We start from the raw sequence: 17,680 nt of genomic DNA, 5'->3' as shown, positions 1-17,680 counted from the left end.
GCGGCCCGGTATCAGTGCTCGATCATGTTCACGTCAGTGCTCGATCATGTTCACGAAGTCCCGCTCGCGCCGCTCGGCCAGCCGGTTGTACCACAGTCCCACGCCGAACATGAGCGGGAAGGGCGCCACGGCGAGCAGTAGCCACGGCACCGGAATGCCGGCCAGGCGCAGCTGCGTGACGGCGGGCACGGCGTAGAAGACCGCCGGGATGGCGCACAGCACGCCGAACACCAGCAGCCCGAGCAGCACCGCCGTGCGCAGCTGCACCTTCACGAGATCCTTGATGAGCAGTTCGCCCCAGCTGGTCTGCTCCTCCAGCTCGACGCGCGCGCGCAGGCTGTTCGACGACCGACTCGGCTCGGCCAGCACGACGCGCTGCCTGCGGATGCGCGGCTGGCGCGGTTCCGGGGCACGGGGTTCGGACGAGCGCGACTCCGAAGAGCGAGAAGCGGCCGCATGTGACGTCGCGGCGTGGGACGGCACCGACCCCGGCGGCCGCGGCTCCGGCGACCACGACTCCTGGGAAGGCGACTCCTGGGACGGCGGCTCCGGCGACCGCGCCGCGACCGGTTCGGGCGCGAACGGTTTCGCAGGCTTGCCGAGCGTCGGATCCGGTTCACGGATGCCGCCCTGCGTACCGGCCGGATCCGACGGGTCCTTCGGGTCCCCCACGGCCCGTCACCCCGCTCGCGAGGAGCCGACCAGTTTGTCCTTGAGCGCCCGCGTGTGCCGCCGGGACACGGGCAGCACCTTCTCCTCGTCACCCAGCACGACCTGGTAGCCGCCCTGGGCCATGCGCAGTTCCGTGATCAGCGACAACGCCACGAGATACGACCGGTGGATGCGCACGAACCCGGCACCTCCCCAGCGTTCCTCGAGCTGGGCCAGCGGGATGCGCACCAGGTGGCTGCCCTCGGTGGTGTACAGCCTCGCGTAGTCGCCCTGCGCCTCGACCCACCGCACGGCCGAGCGCGGGATCAGCTTGGTCGTGCCGCCGAGCTCGACGGGGATGACTTCCTCGTCGCCGATGGCCGTGTCGTCGACGACCGGTTCCCCGCCTGCCGCGATGGCACCACCCGCGGCGCGGGCGGGCTGCGAGTCGAGCTTGTCGAGCACGCGGCCGATGGCCTTGTCGATGCGTTCCTGCCTGGCCGGTTTCAGTACGTAGTCGACCGCGCCGAGGTCGAACGCGTCGACCGCCTCGCTGGCGTAGCCGGTGACGAACACCAGCACCGGGGCGGGATTCAGCGAGGCGAACACTCGCGACATCTCCATCCCCGACAATCCGGGCATGTTGATGTCGGCGAACACCGCGTCGACCGGCGGCAGCCCGATCTCCTTGCGCCGGTTGATGTCCTCGTCCTCGGACCCGAGCAACCGCAGCGCCTCGGATGCGTCGACGGCGGAAATCACCCGGCCGACCACCTCGTTCGACTCGAGGCAGTGCCGGAGCTGGTCAAGGCCGGGCAGCTCGTCGTCCACCGCCAGGACGAGGAGCTTCCGGTCGTCATCACGAGCACTCACAGTGACCGTTATCCTGCCGTGAGTACAGCTCGACTGTCTACACCGCACCGGGCGAAACTCGGTGTCATAGGCCGAAACGTGACCATGTGGCGCGATGCTCGAGCGCCGACAGCGCCGCCGCCGCAGGGGCACCCAGTCCCAGGCGCGCGGCCAGCGACTTCTTCGGCTCGGCCGTCACGACCTCGGCGTCGGGAAAGCGCTCGGAGACCACGTCACGCAGGTTGCCGACCCGGTCGACGAGACCGAGGTCGAGGGCGCGCTGCCCGAGCCAGATGTCGCCGGTGAACAGGTCGGCGCCCTCCGCGAGCCGGCTTCCGCGGCGCTCGCGCACCCATTCGGTGAACAGTCCGTGCAGGTCGTCGTGCACGCCCTTGAGCCACTCGACGTCCTCGTCCTTCTCCGGACTGAACGGATCGAGCCTGGCCTTGTTCTCCCCCGCCGTGTGCAGGCGGCGCTCGATGCCGAGGCGGGAGATCAGCCCGGTGAATCCGAATCCGCCGCTGATCACGCCGATCGAGCCGACCTGCGACGTGCGATGCGCGACGATCTCGTCCGCGGCGCAGGCCAGCCAGTAGCCGCCGGAGGCAGCGACGTCCTCGCAGAACGCGATGACCGGCACGTTCTTCTCGTCGGCCAGCTGCCGGATGCGCTCGGCGATCAGGCCGGACTGGGTCGGTGCACCACCCGGCGAGTTGATCTGCAGCGCGACGGCCTTGAGGTTCTCGTGGCCGAAAGCCCTGGTCAGGGCCGATTCGACGGTCGAAAGGTTCAGCACGCCCCTGCCTACCGGCGACGCGTGCTGCGTAATGATGCCCTGAAGCTTCACGACCGCGACGACGTCTTTGTCCCGGCGTTCGATCCGATCCCCTACGACGGGAATCCGGCCCGCCAGCCCGCTCTTTGCCATGCCCCCACCGTAGCGACGATCTCGGCTCTCCCGCCCCGGCGAAACCCACCACGAACGGACCCGTCGCCTCGGCGCGGCCGGACCGCGAGTCCGGCCGCGTCCGTACCGTCAGTCGGGCCGTGGCCGTACCGTCAGTCGGGCCGTGGCCCCGGCGCCGGGTCGTGGTCGCCGTCGGCCCGGCGTTCCGGACGACCGGTCTTCCCTCCGTGCGCGGCCGCCTGCGCAGCACGTGCGGCCTGCTTCGCCTCCGACGCCTGCCGCGCGACCGGCCTGCGTGACGGCTGCGAGGACGTCTGCCGCGATCCCTGTTCGGCAGGCGCCTCCGCGAGCTGCGCTGCGGGCGAGGCTGCCGGCTGTGCTGCTGCAGGCCGGGCTGCGGGCGGTTGCTGCATCGACGGCCGCTGCTGGGGCGGTGGGGCCGGCTGAAACTGCGGCTGGGACGACTGGCCCTGCTGCGGCTGGGCCTGCTGCGGCTGGGGCGGCTGCTGTGGCTGGGCCTGCTGTGGCTGCGGCTGCGACTGGCCCTGCTGCGGCGCCTGGGCAGGGCCCTGCTGGGACCGGGTCTGCTGCTGGCCGGGCGGGGCGTGCTGGCCGGGCGGGGCGGGAGCGGCCTGGGTCTGGGCGTGCTCGGCCGGAACCGGCTGGGACTGGCCCGGAGCCGCACCCGGGGCGGGCACACCGGAACCCGCGCCTGCCGCTGCCGCACCGTCCGGTCCGGCAGCAAGACCGTCCGGTCCGGCGGCGAGCGCGTCGTCCTCCGGAGTGCCGTCGGCGGCGAATTTCAGCATGTCCGGCCGCACACCGCGCACGAACTTCGGCACCCGCATGGTGACCTTCATGCCCGCGCCCGGAGCGGTCTCGACGACCAGCGAGTAGCGGTTGCCGAAGACCTGACTCATCCGGCGGTTGATCCCGGTCAGGCCGATGTGTGCACTGGAACGGGAGTCGCGCATGCCGTCGAGCTGTTTCGGGTCCATGCCGACGCCGTCGTCCTCGACGCTGATCTCGGCCTCGGCGCCGTAATCCTGCGCGGTCACGGTCACGGTGCCGCCACCCGGCTTGTTCGCGATGCCGTGCTTGACCGCGTTCTCCACCAGCGGCTGGATCAGCAGGAACGGCACGACGACGGACTGCACCTCGGGCGCGATCTTCAGCCGTACGCCGAGCCTGCCGCCGTAGCGTGCGCTCTCGATGGTCAGGTAGCGGTCGATGTTGCGCAGCTCGTCCGACAGCGTCGTGAACGTGCCCTCGGTGCGGAAGCAGTAGCGCGTGAAGTCGGCGAAGTCCTGCAGCAGTTCCCGCGCCTCTTCGGGGTCGGTGCGGATGAGCGAGGAGATCGTGTTCAGGGCGTTGTAGACGAAATGCGGCGAGATCTGTGCCCGCAGTGCCTTGATCTCCGCCTGGTGCAGCTGGTGTTTGGTGTCCTCGAGCCGCGCCGCCTCGAGCTGGGTGCCGACGAACCGGGCGACGGCGTCGGCCATCTGCACGATGCGCTTGCCACTGGTCTTGCCGACGACGATGAGCACCGCATCGGTCTCATCCTCGACGATGAGCGGTACGAGCACGGCGGTGCGCATCTTGCAGGTGCCACCGTGGTTGCACGGCATCTTGTCGTGCGAGACGACCTCGCGACGGTGTTTGCGGATACAGGTGCCGATCGTGCCGACCAGGTCGACGTAGTGGTCGTTGGCCTCGCCGTCCCAGGCCAGCAACGTGCCCTCACCGTCGGTCACACCCACGGCAACGCCCTTGAGCAGCTTCAGCAACCGGCTGGTCAGTTTCTCCGCCGCAGCCTGGTCGAGTCCTTCGCGCAGCTCGAGTGGTGCCTTCGCCATGACGTACACGGCCTCGAGCACGGCGTCGTCGATCGCGCTGGTCGGCTTGCGCCGCTTCAGCAGCACCACGGCCAGCGTGACCACGAGCAGTGCAACGATCGTCGACAGGACGATCGTTGCGGTCAGCTCCTCGGACACGGCGTCAATGCTGGAGGGTCGCCGCCCCGGTGGCAAGGCCCGCACGAGTACTTCGCGTATCCGATTCGGCACGGCGCGTCATGGGCCGTATGGGCGACTTGCCCACTTGACAAGCCGGGGCAACCGCCGATCGGCGAGTGATTTCCCGTAGGTCCGGCAGGTGGCGCACCACCGGACGCCGCGGGTACCGGAACGCGGCGTCACCTACGCAATCGGTGCCACCTCTGCGAACGCGGCGTCACCCCTGCGAAATCGACGTCTCCACCTCGGTCGCCTCGGTCGCCACGTATCGACCTTCCTGCGGACCCGCCGTCGAAGAGCAGCATGACGACTTCCTCGGGGTCCATCTCCATCACCACTCGGCACCCGAGGTCCTTGTCGGTCATGTCGAGCTCCACGGCCGCACGCCCGTGGATGTTGCCGAGCTCGAGACCGTAACGCCGGACCATGCCCGTGACCGTGTCGCGGGAAAACTCAAGGCTGACCAGCGCATCGATGGAGGGCTCCGAGCTGAAGCAGGCGCCGTTGTTCATCTCGGGACCCGTGAACTCGCCCGCACGCTGCAGCAACTCCATCGGCATCAGCGAACAAGGATCGTGCCCTTCACTTGACGAGCCGGGACAACCGCCGATCGGCGAGCGGCTTCCCTCCGGTCTGACAGGTGGCACAGTACTGAAACGCCTTGTCGGCGAAAGACACCTCACGCACCGTGTCACCACACACCGGACACGGCATCCCCGTACGCCCGTGCACGCGCAGCCCCGACCGCTTCTCGCCCTTCAACCGCGCGGCGTCCTGGCCGACGGAACGGTCGACGGCGGCGGCGAGCACTCCGTGCAGGGCGTCGAACAGCGCGTCGAGGTCGTCGGCCGTGAGCCTGGCCGGTGTCGCGTAGGGCGACAGCCGCGCGGTGTGCAGGATCTCGTCGGAGTAGGCGTTGCCGATGCCCGCGATGGTCTTCTGGTCGGTCAGCACGGTCTTGATGCGGCGCGTCTCGCCGGTGAGCAGGGCTTCGAGCCGGTCACGGTCCAGGGCAGGCGCGTCGGGGCCGAGCGCGGCGATGCTCGGCACCTGCCCGGGATCGGCGACGATCCACACGGCGAGGCCCTTCTTGGTGCCGGCCTCGGTGAGGTCGAATCCCGCGTGCCGCGGCGCCGCGTTCGACTCTCCGCCCGTGTCGTCGGCCGACAGGTGCATCCGCAGGGCCAGCGGATTCTTCCCGCCCGGCCGCGGCGGGGCCGCAGGCAGGTCGTCCGACCAGCGCAGCCAGCCCGCGCGGGCCAGGTGCACGATCAGGTGCAGGTCGCCGCACTCGACGTCGAGGTGCTTGCCGTGCCGCCTCGCGCCGGTGACCTCGCGGCCGCGCAGGTCCGTGTATGCGGGCGTCGCCGTCTTGAGCACGCTCAGCGACACCACGTCGATCCGGGTCACCGCACGGCCGACCGCGTGCTCGCGCAGATGGTGCGCGAGCGCTTCGACCTCCGGTAACTCGGGCACGGCGCCTACTCCACGGGGTGCAGCGGACCCTCGAAGTCCGGTAGGTCGTACTGAGAGATCGACTTGGCGACGCGTTTCACCTCGCCACTGATGTTGAACACGCCGCTGACGGTGCCGACCCAGCGTTCGGACGGGTGGTCGCCTGCGGAGTCGCCGTCGGTCTCGGCGACCACCGTCCACGGCCTGCGCAGCACCCACCGGAGCGGGAAGAACAGCGCGATCAGCAACAGCCCGTACGGGACGAATTCCGGGATGACCAGCCGATCCGGCATCGTCAGCAGCAGCGCCCCTGCCAGCGCCAGCGCCACGCCGGCCATCATGATGCCCGGGGTGTAGTTCGCGGCGGCGTCGTGCTCGAAGTCGTCGGCGGTCGCGGGCCGGCGCCATTCCAGGTGCGCCCGGATGACCCATTCCCGGCCGTCGTTTCCTCGAACCAGCCGGTTCATCACGTTCCTCCGCAGCCCGCCGGTGCTCTGTCGGTGACAGCCGCTGCAGTACTGAGCCCTGCAACTACTGAGCCCGGCAACTACTGAACTCAAGCAACTGACGAACTCAGTCACTACCAGTGTCTGTCAGTAACAGACATTACCGGGAGTGTCACTCTCCGCGGAAGTGGGCAGCGGCCGGTTTCCTCCCCGGATGGTCCGGTCCCGACCGCGACAACCGATGCTCGACGCCTGCTGCCCGTCCCCGGTCGTCACCATCCCGGTCGGCGCGGTTCCGGTCGGTGTCGCCACCGCGGTCGGTGTCGCCGCCGCGGTCGCGGTGCGGCGCAGGTCGCCGATCGCTGCGAACGTCCGGGCTCTCGGTCGGCCGCTCGAACCCGTGGTCGCGGTCGCGCCGCACCTCCCGCATCTTCTCGGCCCACGCCTGCGCCAGCCGTTTCGCCACCGACGCTCCGGCCTTCCGGTCGACCCTGTCACCGTCGGGGGCGTCGTCGGCGCGATGCCGGTCCTCGCCCGCATCCACGCCCGGGGCCGAACGGCCGGTGCCGCCCGTGGCCCCGTCGGATCCGACGGCCCCGTCCGGTCCGACGCCGGAACGGACGTCGACCCCGTTACCGCCGGAGGAGTCCGCGAGGGCCCCGTTCGGACCCGAGGACTCGTTCCCGGACCTGCGTTCCGGGCCGGCCCCGGACCCTGCCGCGTTGTCGCGCTCGGGTTCACTGTCGTGCTCGGGTTCGCTGTCGCGCTCGGGTTCGCTGTCGTGCTGGGCCGCATTGTCGCGCTGCGTCTCGTTGCCCTGCTGTGCCGCATCGCCGGGCCGGGTCGAGTGCTGGTTGCCGGGCACGCTGTAGTCGGTGTCGGCCAACGGCAGGTGATCGGCGCCGTCGGCCGATCCGGATTCGGAATCGGCGCCCTGCCCCTCGGCCTCCTGGTCGCGTTCCGTCATGCGGTCGACCTCGGGTGCCACCGGCGCGGGCTCGCCGCGCTCGATATCGCCCCGCTGCAGGTCGCCCCGCGGCCCGCCGTGCAGTCCGAGGACCTCCCGCGTGTCGCCACCGGGAAGTCCGGCGACGCCTGCCACGCCCGCCGCGCCGACCGTCACTGTCGACACGACTGCAAGCCCGACCTTCACGTGTCCGCTCAGCGCGGCGAGGCTCCCCGCCGTCCCGGATGCGGCACCTGCGGCCGACCCGGTCCCGGCTGTGGATCCGGCCACCGACGACACCGCCCCGGACGCCGTACCGGAGGCCGCACCTGCACCACCCCAGTTCGCGACGAGTCCCGCCGCGGGCACGAGCAGCGCGAGCACACCGGAGTGCGAGCGCAGGGAGGAACAGACGTCGCGCAGCTCGTCGTGCGTCGCCCGGCAGGACGAGCACGCGGCCAGGTGCGCCTTGACCTTGCGGGCCTCGGCACCGGTGACGCTGCCCGCGGTGTACCCGCCGAGCTTCTCGACGATCGTGCGGCAGCCGTGCGAGCTGCGCCCGGTCGCGAGGTGTGCCTGCAGGTACGCGGCGCGCAGGCCGACCCGGGCGCGCCGGGCGAGCGCGGCTGTCGCGTTGGGGCTGAGGCCGAATTCGGGCGCGACGTTCGCGGGCTGCACGCCTTCGACCTCGGTCTGCCACAGCACCGTGCGCCACCGTTCGGGCAGGCTCGAGAACGCGCGCGTGATCAAGGACGTCTCCGCGGTGGAGCTCTGCGTGTCCGCACCCGCGCGGGTCGTCAGCTCGTCGTCGCTCACCGGGATGTCGCGCCGCGCGGCCTGCCACTCCCACGTCACGCGGCGCGCGACGGTCAGCAGGTACGCACGGACGTTGTCCCTCGGCCCGTTGCCACGGCGGACGGCCTGCAGCACCCGGAAGAAGGTCTCCGCGGTGACGTCGTCGGCCTCGGATCCGTCCCGTGCGATGCCGCGGGCGAGCCGCCGCACCGAAGCCACGTGGAGCTCGAACAGTTCGCCGAACGCGTCGTCCTTGCCCTCACGCAGTCGCTCGAGCAGTATCGACTCCTCGGTTGCGGACACCGTGCGGTCCATTCAGCCAGTCACCCCCTAAGGCCTGCGCGGCCCCCTCGTCACGTTGCAGGCACCAGTTGAACGTTGAACACGATACGGAGAGTGGAGCCGTTACGTCACCCCTCTGCCAGACCCCTGACGCCAACGTGTAAACTTCTGCACCGTAACCGGGAAGGCACGCTGGAACCGGATACACGAACAACGTGGTCCACATGTGAGCAAACACGTGCGGACACAGATGTACGGACAAGTACATACATGCGGACGTAGCGCAGCTGGTAGCGCATCACCTTGCCAAGGTGAGGGTCGCGGGTTCGAGTCCCGTCGTCCGCTCCGAAGTAGAGGCCTCGTGCATCGCACGGGGCCTCTACTTGTGTATCCGATTTCTGTATGTCCGATTTCTGTATGTCCGATGTCGCAGGTCCACACCTCCGGCCCGGTTCCCCGATGACGCCGTACACCCTCGAAACCGTGCCCCACCAGCTGTTTATCACAGCTGTGATAGTTTGGGCGCATGGCTCACCTCGACGTCGCAGCCGTGGGCTACTCGCTCCCCGACGGCAGGCCGCTGCTCCGCGACGCCACCCTGCATCTCGGCCCCGGCGAACGGGTCGCACTGATCGGAGCGAACGGAGCGGGCAAGAGCACGCTGCTGAAGCTCGTCACCGGAGAACTGACCCCCGACACCGGAACGGTCGGCCGCGAAGGCCGTCTCGGCGTGATGCGCCAGTTCGTCACCGGAACCACCGTGCGGGAGCTGTTGCTGTCCGTGGCGCCGCCCGCGATCAGGCGAGCGGCCGAGCGGCTGGCACACGCGGAGACCCGGATGACCGAACGGGCCACCACGGAGACGCAGCTGGCGTTCGCGTCCGCCCTCACCGACTGGGGCGATGCGGGCGGCCACGACTACGAGGTGCTGTGGGACGTCTGCACGACGGCAGCGCTCGGGCTGTCGTTCGAGGTTGCGCGGGACCGGCCGGTGTCCACGCTCTCCGGTGGGGAGCAGAAGCGCCTCGTCCTGGAAGCACTGCTCAGCGGGTCCGACGAGCTGCTGCTGCTCGACGAGCCCGACAACTCGCTCGACGTGCCCGGCAAGCGGTGGCTCGAAGACCGGCTGTCGGAGACGGGAAAGGGCGTGCTGTTCGTCAGTCACGACCGTGAACTGCTGGCACGCACCGCCACCGGCATCGTGACCCTCGAACTCGGCGCGGCGGGCAACACGACCTGGACGCACGCAGGCGGCTTCGCCGATTACCACGAGGCCCGCACGCAGCGCTTCGAACGGCTGGACGAACTCCGGCGGCGGTGGGACGAGGAACGCGAGAAGCTGCGCTCACTGGTGCGGATGTACAAGCAGAAGGCCTCCTACAACTCGGACATGGCTTCCCGCTACCGCGCGGCCCGGACGCGGTTGGAACGGTTCGAGCAGGCCGGACCGCCTCAGCAGCAGCCTCGGGAGCAGCAGCTGGCGATGCGGCTGCGCGGCGGGCGAACCGGCAAACGAGCACTGGTCTGCGAGCACCTGGAACTGATCGGCTTGACGAACCCGTTCGGACTGGAGATCCGGTACGGCGACCGCGTCGCCGTGCTCGGTGCGAACGGCTCCGGCAAGTCGCACTTCCTGCGGCTGCTCGCCGCGGGTGGCACCGATCCGGAACCGGAGCACGCGCCGGTGAGCGGGATGACGATCGATCCGGTGCCGCACCGCGGTTCGGCCCTGCTCGGCGCCCGAGTGCGGCCGGGCTGGTTCGCGCAGAACCGCGGCCGGCCGGATCTCGTGGGACGGACGCTGCTCGACATCCTGCATCGCGGTGACGAACACCGTGCGGGGATGCCGAGGGAGGAGGCGTCCGCAACGCTGGCCCGTTACGAGCTGGCCAGGGCGGCCGAGCAGCACTTCGATGCGCTGTCGGGAGGTCAGCAGGCCAGGTTCCAGATCCTGCTGCTCGAACTGGGCGGCGCGACGATGCTGGTGCTGGACGAGCCGACCGACAACCTCGATCTCGTTTCCGCCGACGCGCTGCAGCGGGCCCTCGAGTCGTTCGCGGGCACGGTCATCGCCGTGACCCATGACCGCTGGTTCGCCCGCGACTTCGACCGTTTCCTCGTCTTCGGTGCCGACGGGACGGTCGAGGAGAGTTCGACGGCCACCTGGGACGAGCCGAAAGCCGCACGGAAGGGGAACTGACCATGCCCCCACGGATCGAGCCCGAGCGCAGACGCCGGGAGGTGATCGAGGCCGCCTTCCGCGTCGTCGTCACGGCAGGCCTCGAAGGGTTGTCGCTGCGCAAGGTCGCCGAGGAGGCGGGGCTCAATATCGGGTCGGTACGCCACTACTTCGACGGGCACCTCGACCTGCTCGCGGCCGCCGCGCAGGAAGCAGGCGACCGGATGGACCGGCGGCTCGCGAGGCATCCGGTGGAGCGGTTGCGGCAGTTGCGCGGCACCGAAGCTCTCGACGCGGTGCAGTCGCTCGTCGAAGAGGTACTGCCGCTCGACCAGCAACGGCGCGACGAGACGACCGTGGTGGTCGAGCTCGTCATGGCATCGCGCACCAGGCCGGTCTTCCACGAGATGTCCGAACGCATGGGAGCCGACCTCGCCGACGTCCTCCGCAGGGCGTTGACGGCACTGGACGCGCACGATCCCGAGACGGGAAGCGCTCGGCTGACGGCCCTGATCACCGGTATGACCGTCGAGGCCGTCACCCCGCACCGCGAGTTCGGTCCGGACCTCATACGGGCGACCCTCCGGGCACAGCTGGAAACCCTGATCCCGCACGAAGGAAACGCCTGACCCCACGGACGTCACGGCGCATTCGAATGCGTCCCGAGCACGCTCCCGTCGCGAGTTCCCGGTCGCGAGTTCCACGAGAAGCGGCTCCGTGCACCGGTTCACAGTGCACGGAGCCGCTCCGTTGTCCCCCTCGGTTCCCCCTCGTTCCCCCTCGTTCCCCTCATCCCCTCGTTCTGGCCCCCTCGCCCTGCCCCTCGGGCCGGGCCGGACGAGTTCAGCGGAGCGAACACCGTCGCCGTCGTCGACGTCGGGATCGTGCCGGACTCGCCGCTGTGGCCATACGTCAACGATGCCCCGGCGACGGCCGTGCAGGCTTCAGGGAAACCCCGTGATCAGGCCGAGTGGAACTACTCAAGTAGTCGCGCCGACGGTCGGCCGGTCCCGGGGCGCGTGCCGCGCCGGGGGCGGCAGGCGCCGGTGATCTACGTGTCGCGCCAGGCGAGCGAGGACATCGTGAGGGCGGCATCGGCGATGCGGCGGGCCGTGGCCGTGGTCAAGCTCCGCAGGGCACTGTCGATCCACTCGCCGGTGCCCGCGACGCCGACGTCGCGGTATTCGACGGCCTGGAGCAGCATGTCGAGTTTGTCGGCATCGCGGGCGCAGTGCGCTTCGGAGCCCGCCGCGGCCTCGTACTCGTCGACGGCGCCGCGCACGCTGTCGCGGGCGGTGTCCGGCAGTGCGGACGTCTGGTCGGCGGTGATCCGCCGCGGGTCCGGCTTGTCGACGTACGGTTTCGCCGAGTGGGGCAGATCGCCGGTGCGGGTCTCCTGGGTGTCGTGCCACAGCGCGAGATAGGCCGCGCGTTCCGGGGTCGCACCCTCCTCGGCGGCGAGCAGGCCCGCGAGCTGTGCGACGCGCATCGTGTGTTCGGCGACGGATTCCGGGTCCCGCACGCCCGCCTGCCACCAGCCGGCCCGCCGGATGCGCTTGAGCACGCCGAGTTCGTACCCGAACGCCGCGAGCCGGTCTCCAGTCATGAGCCGCCGAACCTCCACCTGCCGCCGTGTACCGCGAGACTAACGAAAGACGCCCGCCGCCGCGGTTGACCGCCCGGCCGAAAGGCGTACACCTTTGCGTACAGCCCCACCGCCACGCGGGAATCGGCAACCCGGAAGCGCTGAAACACGGCTTCCAGGGTTACTGGTCGCGCCGCATCACCGACGAACACCGCCTCGTGTACAAGATCGTCGGCGACGAGATCCGCATCGCAGCCTGTCGCTACGACTACGGCAGATGACCGGCCCGGCGGCACGCACCCGGACCTGGTGTCGTTCCTCGGAGCCGACACCTGAACCCGCATCACGCTCCGGTCGACGTTCGTTTCGGGCGGTAGATACGGCCGAAACTGCGCGGACTGTCGTCGCAAGTGTCGACGAGTTCCCAGTCGACCCGCCGGCCGCCGGGCACGTCGAAGAGCCGGACGCCGTCGCCGAGGAAAACCGGCGCGACGAAGACCTGCAGCTCGTCGATGAGGTCGTGTTCCAGCGCCTGCCTGGCGATGTCGGCGCTGATGATCTGCACGTTCCGCTCGCCCGCGATGTCCAGGGCCCGGCCGATCGCCTCGGTGATGTCGCAGTTCATGGCGGTGACGTTCGGGGCGTCGGCGAGCTCTTCCGGCCGGTGCGTGAGGACGAACTCGGTGCCGGACCACGCGCCGCCGTAGGCCTCGGACGTGAGCTCGTCCCGTTCGCCGCGCTGGGCTTGCGCGGCGTCGTAACCGTCCCGACCGGAGATGATCACCGCGACCTCGCCCGCCATCCGTTCGATCGCGCCGTCGGCCAACGGTTCCGCAGCGGACATCCAGCTCATGTCATGTCCGGGGCCTGCGATGAACCCGTCGATCGAACACGTGAATCCCCAGGTGACCTTGCCCATGTCAGCTCCCATGGTTCGAAAAGGACAGTGTCCACGATGACCTCCGGCAACGGAACACGGTCGCCGTCGGCTTCGTGGGTGCAGGTGCATCCCCGACTGGCCGGGATCCTTGCGGGTGCTCGCTCCAGGTGCTGACCGTGGCCCGTGTGGCTCGGCTTGCCGCACGCACGGCATTGCACGCGGCGACACCTGGCGGTTTGTTCCCTTCAGGTGCTCAGCCCAGAGCCGCGGGACCGGCGAACGCGGCACCGGCGACGAAGATCGCGACGGTCAGGACGACGTAGGAGAACCACCGGCGCACCGTCGCGGGGTTCAGCCGTGCCGAGAACCGGGCGGCGACGGCCGACACCACCAGGGCTCCGCCGGCGAACAGCAGCAGTACCCGGTAGTCGATCTCCGCCGCCGTTCCCCAGTGAGCGGCGAACCCCGCCACCGCGTTGATGAGCACCACGGCCAAGGAGGTCGCCACCGCCTCCTGGGCTCCCAGGCCGAGCAGCAGGGTGAGAGCGGGGACGACGACGAAACCGCCGCCGACCCCGAACAGGCCGGTGAGCACGCCGACCGCGGCGCCGGCGAGCACGGCTTTGGGCAGGCAGCTGCGCCAGTCGACCCCGCCTTCACGGGTGCGGCAGGCGCCGGTCGAATCGTCCCCGACGCGCAGCATCCGGACCGCCACGACGGCCATGAGCACCGCGAAGGCCAACAGCAGCCAGTGCTGTGGGAACAGCCGCCCGAGTGCCGTCCCGCCGAAGGCGGCGGGAACTCCCGCCGCGCCGAAGACCAGCGCGACCGGCCACCGCACGGCGATTCGCCGCTCCCGCGGAGCGAGTCCGCCGAGCGACGAGAGCGCAACCACGGCCAGCGAGGTGGGGATCGCCGTCTGCAGTGGTTGCCCCACGCCGTACACGAGGGCAGGGACGGCCAGGATCGAGCCGCCCGCGCCGAGCAGGCCCAGCGCGAGCCCGACCAGCGCACCGAAGATCACGGCCAAGTACACGCAACCACCTGTCCCGGGAATCCGCTCCCGTCGAGAGCACGGCTACTTCGCCGCTGCGCCGTCACCGGTGAGGGCCGCGAGCAGAGCGCGGTCGCCCCCGGGGCGCGTTCGGTTGTGCGGTAGCAGTCCCAGCACCCGCGACATGGCGCAGGTGTCGGTGATCGCCGCGAAGGTCAAGCCGGCGCCGACGAGACCGGCGAACCACTTGAGCGGGTCGAAGGCCGTGCTGGCGAGCACGCCGGTGAGCACGAGCAACCCGGCCGTCAGACGCACCTGGCGCTCCATCGCCCAGGTTCCCCGGCCGCGGTTGAGCTCGCCTCCCTCCTTCTCCCAGGACGCGATGCCGCCGCGGAGCACGCTGAGCCGGTCCAACCCGGCCACTGCCAGCACGGAGCGGGCCTGCTCCGCGCGGGCACCCGAGGCACACACGAGCACCATCGGTTCACCGTGGGAGTCGGTGAGCTCGTCGCGGTGCTCGCGCAGCAGATCCAAGGGGACGTTGTAGGACCCGGGGATGTGGGCCGAGGCGAACTCTCCGGGGGTGCGAACGTCGATCAGCCGCACCCGCGGGTCCGCCTCGCGAACCTCGCGGACCTGGGCTGCACCGAGGGCGTTCGACCGGGTTCCGGTCATGTCGGGCTGGTCTCCTGCGCTCATCAGGAACCGTCGCTCATGGGCACGCCTGCCTCGGCGGCTGTGCCGAAGTGGTCGTCGACGAGCACGACCACGCGCCCGGCGGACTCCAGCGCCGAGGCCGCCGCCGTGGCGCGGTATCCACTGCCGCAGTGCACCCACACCGCACCGTCCGGGATCTCGCCGGTCCGTTGGACGAGCTCGTACAGCGGGATGTGCACCGCGCCGGAGACGTGGGCGGCTGCGAACTCGTTGTTGGTACGCACATCGAGCACCACGTCCGGTGCGGGGAACTCGCCGCTGTCACCGCCCAGCGCCGCGGCCAGATCCGCGAAGGTTGCGGTCTGCGTGCTGCGCAGCTGAGCGGGGTCGGCCGCCAACTCCTCCGGGATTCCCACGGCCGCCGCAGCGAGCTTGTCGATGCCGATGCGGGCCAGTTCCCGCTGGGCCTCGGCGACCTGCTGGCGGGACTGCCCGAGCAGCGTGATCGGGGCGCCCCAGTCGATCATCCAGCCGAGCCAGGTGACCATGGGCCCGTCCAGGCCGAGGCTGACCGTGCCGGCCAGATGCGACATCACGTAGGCCTTGCGGGAACGCAGGTCGACGACCCACTCGCCGGCAGCCAGCCGGTCGCGCAGCTCCTCCGGGGTGGCCCGGGCGGGTTCACGCAGGTCGAGCGGCGCCGGCCCTTCGGCGTTCTGCACGCCCATGTGCGCGTAGTACGCCGGATAGGCGTCGAGGCCTGTCAGAGTCTGCTCGACGAAGTCGGTTTCGGCCAGCGTCAGCGCGGGGTTGGACTCCTTCTGCTGCCCCAACGTCGCCGAGTTCCCCTCGGCCTGGGTCGCGGAACAGAAGCTGCCGAACCCGTGGGTCGGCCAGACCTGCACTCCGTCGGGCAGCAGGGTCGCGAGCTTCTGCGCGGAGGCGTACTGGTGGCGGGCCAGCTGCTCGCTGTGGTGCCGACCGAGCAGGTCGGTGCGGCCGGTCGTGCCGAACAGCAGGGAACCACCGGTGAACACGCCGACCGGGCCCGGTTCGCCTTCGAGCACGTAGGACAGGTGGTGGAAGGTGTGGCCCGGGGTGGCCATCGCCCGAACCCGCATCCGCGGCGACAGCTCCACGACTTCGCCGTCGGACAGCGGTCGGTGACCGAACGGCACCTGGTCGGCCGCTGACAGGCCGTACTCGGCGCCGGTGAGTCTGGCCAGCTCCAGACCGCCCGAGACGTAGTCGTTGTGCACGTGGGTGTCGAGCACCAGCCCGATCCGCACGCCGAGCCGACCGGCAGTCGCGATCACGCGGTCAACGTCCCGCTGCGGGTCAACCACGATCGCTACCTCGCCGTCGCTGGCGAGGTAGCTGCGGTCACCCAGCGAGGAAGTCTCGATGACCTCGACCTGCAACCCCCCGGCCAACCGATCCTGCTTCTCCATGTTCGTCGCCGTCGTCACTGCGAACCCCTCCAATTCGTGTTCGTTGTCGATCCGTCCCGCGGTCCCGCCTGCGGCCGCGACGCGGGGCGTCGGCCGCGTTCGGTGCGTCGACCGCTGTTACGGGATTGCTTTTACCAAAAGAACCGTTAAACCCCAGGGGGTATATAGAGACCACACGTCCTCGCCCGGAACAGCGAGAACAAGCACTCAGGCCAGCGCCAGGAACAATCTCTCCAGCTCCTGCTCGGTCATCGGCGGCTCGTCACCGTCCTCGCGAGCCTGCTGGCAGTACCGCATCCCACTGGCCACGATCTTGAATCCGGCCCGGTCCAGCGCACGGGATACCGCGGCCAACTGGGTCAGCGCCTCGGCGCAGTCCCGCCCCTCCTCGACCGCTTCGATCACACCACTGAGCTGCCCCTTCGCCCGACGCAGCCGCGTCAGCGCGTCACCGACCATCTCCGGCTTCATCTCCACGACCGCCATCTCCCTTCACCGGTTCCTCGTCACGCTCAACATAGTAAACCCCGGGGGGTATTCCTCGGGTCGCGTGACATACTGCATCCGTGCCGGGCGGACACGACCCGCGACCGGTTCGCGAGCATGCTGCCGCCGGCACGCCGTACACCTACTACCGGCCGGTCGTGCATCTGGTGCACCGGCTACTCGTCAGCGCGATCGTTCTTCGCGGGCGGGGCACGGTCGTGATTCCCGGCCCGGCGACCGGTGTGCCGACGCGAGCCTGGCCGGTGTCACTCGGCGTGCCGAGCGGGCGGCCGCGGCACTGCCGAATCCGGATCGACCGACGCTCTCGGCCGACCGCGAATCCGAGTGGACCGTCGGGCCTGCCGCGCTCAGTCGAGTTCGGACTCCCGGCCGGGCTTCCTGGCCTGGCGGGCTTCGACGCCGTCGAGGATGACGTCGAGTCCGTCCTCGAACCAGTGTCGATCGCCGTCGGGAAGTGGCTCGGCGATGAGCCGCTGCAGCCGCGGTGACGCGCTGAGGTCGACGCCGCGGAGCCGTCGCTGCCAGCTGCGGCCCGGATCGTCGTCCGAGCCGGCCTGCCGGTCGCCGAGGACGACGCGGGCGGTGCCCTGCACGTAATTGTTGATCGTCATGATCACGCGCGCCGCCTCCTGCAATGGAAGCTCCAGCTGCGCGAGCGCCGTCAGCGCCCACTCCATCGAAGCCAGCGAAGCCGCTCCGAAGGGCGGGGTGACCGTCGCCGTGGCGGTGATCATCCACGGGTGGACGAGCATGGCCGACCAGTCCTGCCGCGCCAGCACGTGCATGCACTCGCGCCAATCCAGGTCGGCCGGGTCGGGGTACTCACGTTGGGCAACGACCTGTTCGACCATCGCCGTCACGAGCTCGTCCCGGTTGGAGACGTGCCGGTAGAGCGATGCGGGCCCGGTGCGCAGGTGCTCGGCGACGCGGCGCATCGACACTGTGTCCAGACCGTCTCGGTCGGCGAGTGTGATCGCCGCCGACACGATCCCTTCGCGAGAGAGCGGGCCCGCCGGCCGGGTTCGAGGACTCACTGCTGCCACCTCCGTGCCGCGACCCTATTGCATTGCGAACATCG

18 protein-coding genes, 1 tRNA gene and 1 pseudogene are annotated in these 17,680 nt (G+C 70.1%); 4 read left to right on the top strand and 16 right to left on the bottom strand.

Going from position 1 to position 17,680, the window contains the following annotated elements; all coding sequences use genetic code 11:
- Window positions 1-33 precede the first annotated feature (33 nt).
- The 8 genes and pseudogenes from LY41_RS23915 to LY41_RS17580 all read right to left on the bottom strand — a co-directional run bounded on the left by LY41_RS23915 (window position 34) and on the right by LY41_RS17580 (window position 8,382).
- A complete protein-coding gene (locus LY41_RS23915) occupies window positions 34-672 on the bottom strand; it encodes a hypothetical protein (protein WP_253865145.1) in 639 nt (212 codons plus the stop codon).
- 6 nt (window positions 673-678) lie between these two features.
- Window positions 679-1,536 (bottom strand): LytR/AlgR family response regulator transcription factor, encoded by an 858-nt coding sequence (locus LY41_RS17610; RefSeq protein WP_253865549.1) that lies wholly within the window; start codon window positions 1,534-1,536, stop codon window positions 679-681.
- 52 nt (window positions 1,537-1,588) lie between these two features.
- Window positions 1,589-2,431, bottom strand: a complete 843-nt coding sequence (locus LY41_RS17605) for a S49 family peptidase (protein ID WP_253865144.1) — start codon at window positions 2,429-2,431, stop codon at window positions 1,589-1,591.
- A 758-nt stretch (window positions 2,432-3,189) separates the two neighbouring features.
- Window positions 3,190-4,413, bottom strand: a pseudogene (locus tag LY41_RS17600) (sensor histidine kinase); the annotation flags it as partial.
- Window positions 4,414-4,604: 191 nt separating this feature from the next.
- Window positions 4,605-4,979: a hypothetical protein gene (locus LY41_RS17595; protein ID WP_253865143.1), complete on the bottom strand. Its 375-nt coding sequence runs from the start codon at window positions 4,977-4,979 to the stop codon at window positions 4,605-4,607.
- A 28-nt stretch (window positions 4,980-5,007) separates the two neighbouring features.
- Window positions 5,008-5,901 (bottom strand): Fpg/Nei family DNA glycosylase, encoded by an 894-nt coding sequence (locus LY41_RS17590; protein WP_253865142.1) that lies wholly within the window; start codon window positions 5,899-5,901, stop codon window positions 5,008-5,010.
- Between the two features lie 5 nt (window positions 5,902-5,906).
- Window positions 5,907-6,347, bottom strand: a complete 441-nt coding sequence (locus LY41_RS17585) for a DUF983 domain-containing protein (RefSeq protein WP_253865141.1) — start codon at window positions 6,345-6,347, stop codon at window positions 5,907-5,909.
- 151 nt (window positions 6,348-6,498) lie between these two features.
- Complete coding sequence (locus LY41_RS17580; protein ID WP_301297268.1) at window positions 6,499-8,382, bottom strand: sigma-70 family RNA polymerase sigma factor; 1,884 nt, start codon at window positions 8,380-8,382, stop codon at window positions 6,499-6,501.
- A gap of 239 nt (window positions 8,383-8,621) precedes the next feature.
- Here LY41_RS17580 and LY41_RS17575 point away from each other — a divergent pair.
- The 3 genes from LY41_RS17575 to LY41_RS17565 all read left to right on the top strand — a co-directional run bounded on the left by LY41_RS17575 (window position 8,622) and on the right by LY41_RS17565 (window position 11,157).
- Window positions 8,622-8,694: transfer RNA gene (locus LY41_RS17575), tRNA-Gly, on the top strand.
- Between the two features lie 181 nt (window positions 8,695-8,875).
- Window positions 8,876-10,549 carry an ABC-F family ATP-binding cassette domain-containing protein gene (locus tag LY41_RS17570; protein WP_253865139.1) on the top strand — a complete coding sequence of 558 codons (1,674 nt, stop codon included), beginning with the start codon at window positions 8,876-8,878 and terminating at the stop codon, window positions 10,547-10,549.
- Window positions 10,550-10,551: 2 nt separating this feature from the next.
- Window positions 10,552-11,157, top strand: coding sequence for a TetR/AcrR family transcriptional regulator (locus LY41_RS17565; RefSeq protein ID WP_253865138.1), 606 nt, complete (start codon window positions 10,552-10,554; stop codon window positions 11,155-11,157).
- Window positions 11,158-11,579: 422 nt separating this feature from the next.
- Here the strand turns inward: LY41_RS17565 and LY41_RS17560 are convergent, their stop codons facing one another.
- Window positions 11,580-12,134, bottom strand: a complete 555-nt coding sequence (locus LY41_RS17560) for an HD domain-containing protein (RefSeq protein WP_253865137.1) — start codon at window positions 12,132-12,134, stop codon at window positions 11,580-11,582.
- A gap of 26 nt (window positions 12,135-12,160) precedes the next feature.
- On the opposite strand from LY41_RS17560, the gene LY41_RS17555 reads away from it, so the two are divergent.
- Window positions 12,161-12,394, top strand: coding sequence for a Txe/YoeB family addiction module toxin (locus tag LY41_RS17555; protein ID WP_372493310.1), 234 nt, complete (start codon window positions 12,161-12,163; stop codon window positions 12,392-12,394).
- Between the two features lie 62 nt (window positions 12,395-12,456).
- On the opposite strand, the gene LY41_RS17550 is transcribed toward LY41_RS17555, so the two are convergent.
- The 7 genes from LY41_RS17550 to LY41_RS17525 all read right to left on the bottom strand — a co-directional run bounded on the left by LY41_RS17550 (window position 12,457) and on the right by LY41_RS17525 (window position 17,636).
- Entirely contained in the window at window positions 12,457-13,044 is a 588-nt protein-coding gene (locus tag LY41_RS17550; RefSeq protein ID WP_253865136.1) for a dihydrofolate reductase family protein, read from the bottom strand.
- Window positions 12,963-13,211 carry a hypothetical protein gene (locus LY41_RS24220; protein ID WP_504966725.1) on the bottom strand — a complete coding sequence of 83 codons (249 nt, stop codon included), beginning with the start codon at window positions 13,209-13,211 and terminating at the stop codon, window positions 12,963-12,965. The genes LY41_RS17550 and LY41_RS24220 overlap by 82 nt, the downstream gene beginning before the upstream one ends.
- Before the next feature lie 35 nt (window positions 13,212-13,246).
- Window positions 13,247-14,029 (bottom strand): sulfite exporter TauE/SafE family protein, encoded by a 783-nt coding sequence (locus LY41_RS17545; protein ID WP_253865135.1) that lies wholly within the window; start codon window positions 14,027-14,029, stop codon window positions 13,247-13,249.
- 42 nt (window positions 14,030-14,071) lie between these two features.
- Entirely contained in the window at window positions 14,072-14,686 is a 615-nt protein-coding gene (locus LY41_RS17540; RefSeq protein WP_253865134.1) for a rhodanese-like domain-containing protein, read from the bottom strand.
- Window positions 14,686-16,095: an MBL fold metallo-hydrolase gene (locus LY41_RS17535; RefSeq protein ID WP_253865547.1), complete on the bottom strand. Its 1,410-nt coding sequence runs from the start codon at window positions 16,093-16,095 to the stop codon at window positions 14,686-14,688. The genes LY41_RS17540 and LY41_RS17535 overlap by 1 nt, the downstream gene beginning before the upstream one ends.
- 207 nt (window positions 16,096-16,302) lie before the next feature.
- Complete coding sequence (locus LY41_RS17530) at window positions 16,303-16,572, bottom strand: metal-sensitive transcriptional regulator (RefSeq protein ID WP_253865546.1); 270 nt, start codon at window positions 16,570-16,572, stop codon at window positions 16,303-16,305.
- 377 nt (window positions 16,573-16,949) lie between these two features.
- Complete coding sequence (locus tag LY41_RS17525; RefSeq protein WP_253865133.1) at window positions 16,950-17,636, bottom strand: TetR/AcrR family transcriptional regulator; 687 nt, start codon at window positions 17,634-17,636, stop codon at window positions 16,950-16,952.
- Between the last annotated feature and the right edge of the window lie 44 nt (window positions 17,637-17,680).

Origin of the sequence: Prauserella halophila (assembly GCF_024171895.1) — a bacterium.
Classification (GTDB): Bacteria; Actinomycetota; Actinomycetes; order Mycobacteriales; family Pseudonocardiaceae; genus Prauserella; species Prauserella halophila.
This window is presented reverse-complemented; position numbering and strand designations above follow the sequence as displayed.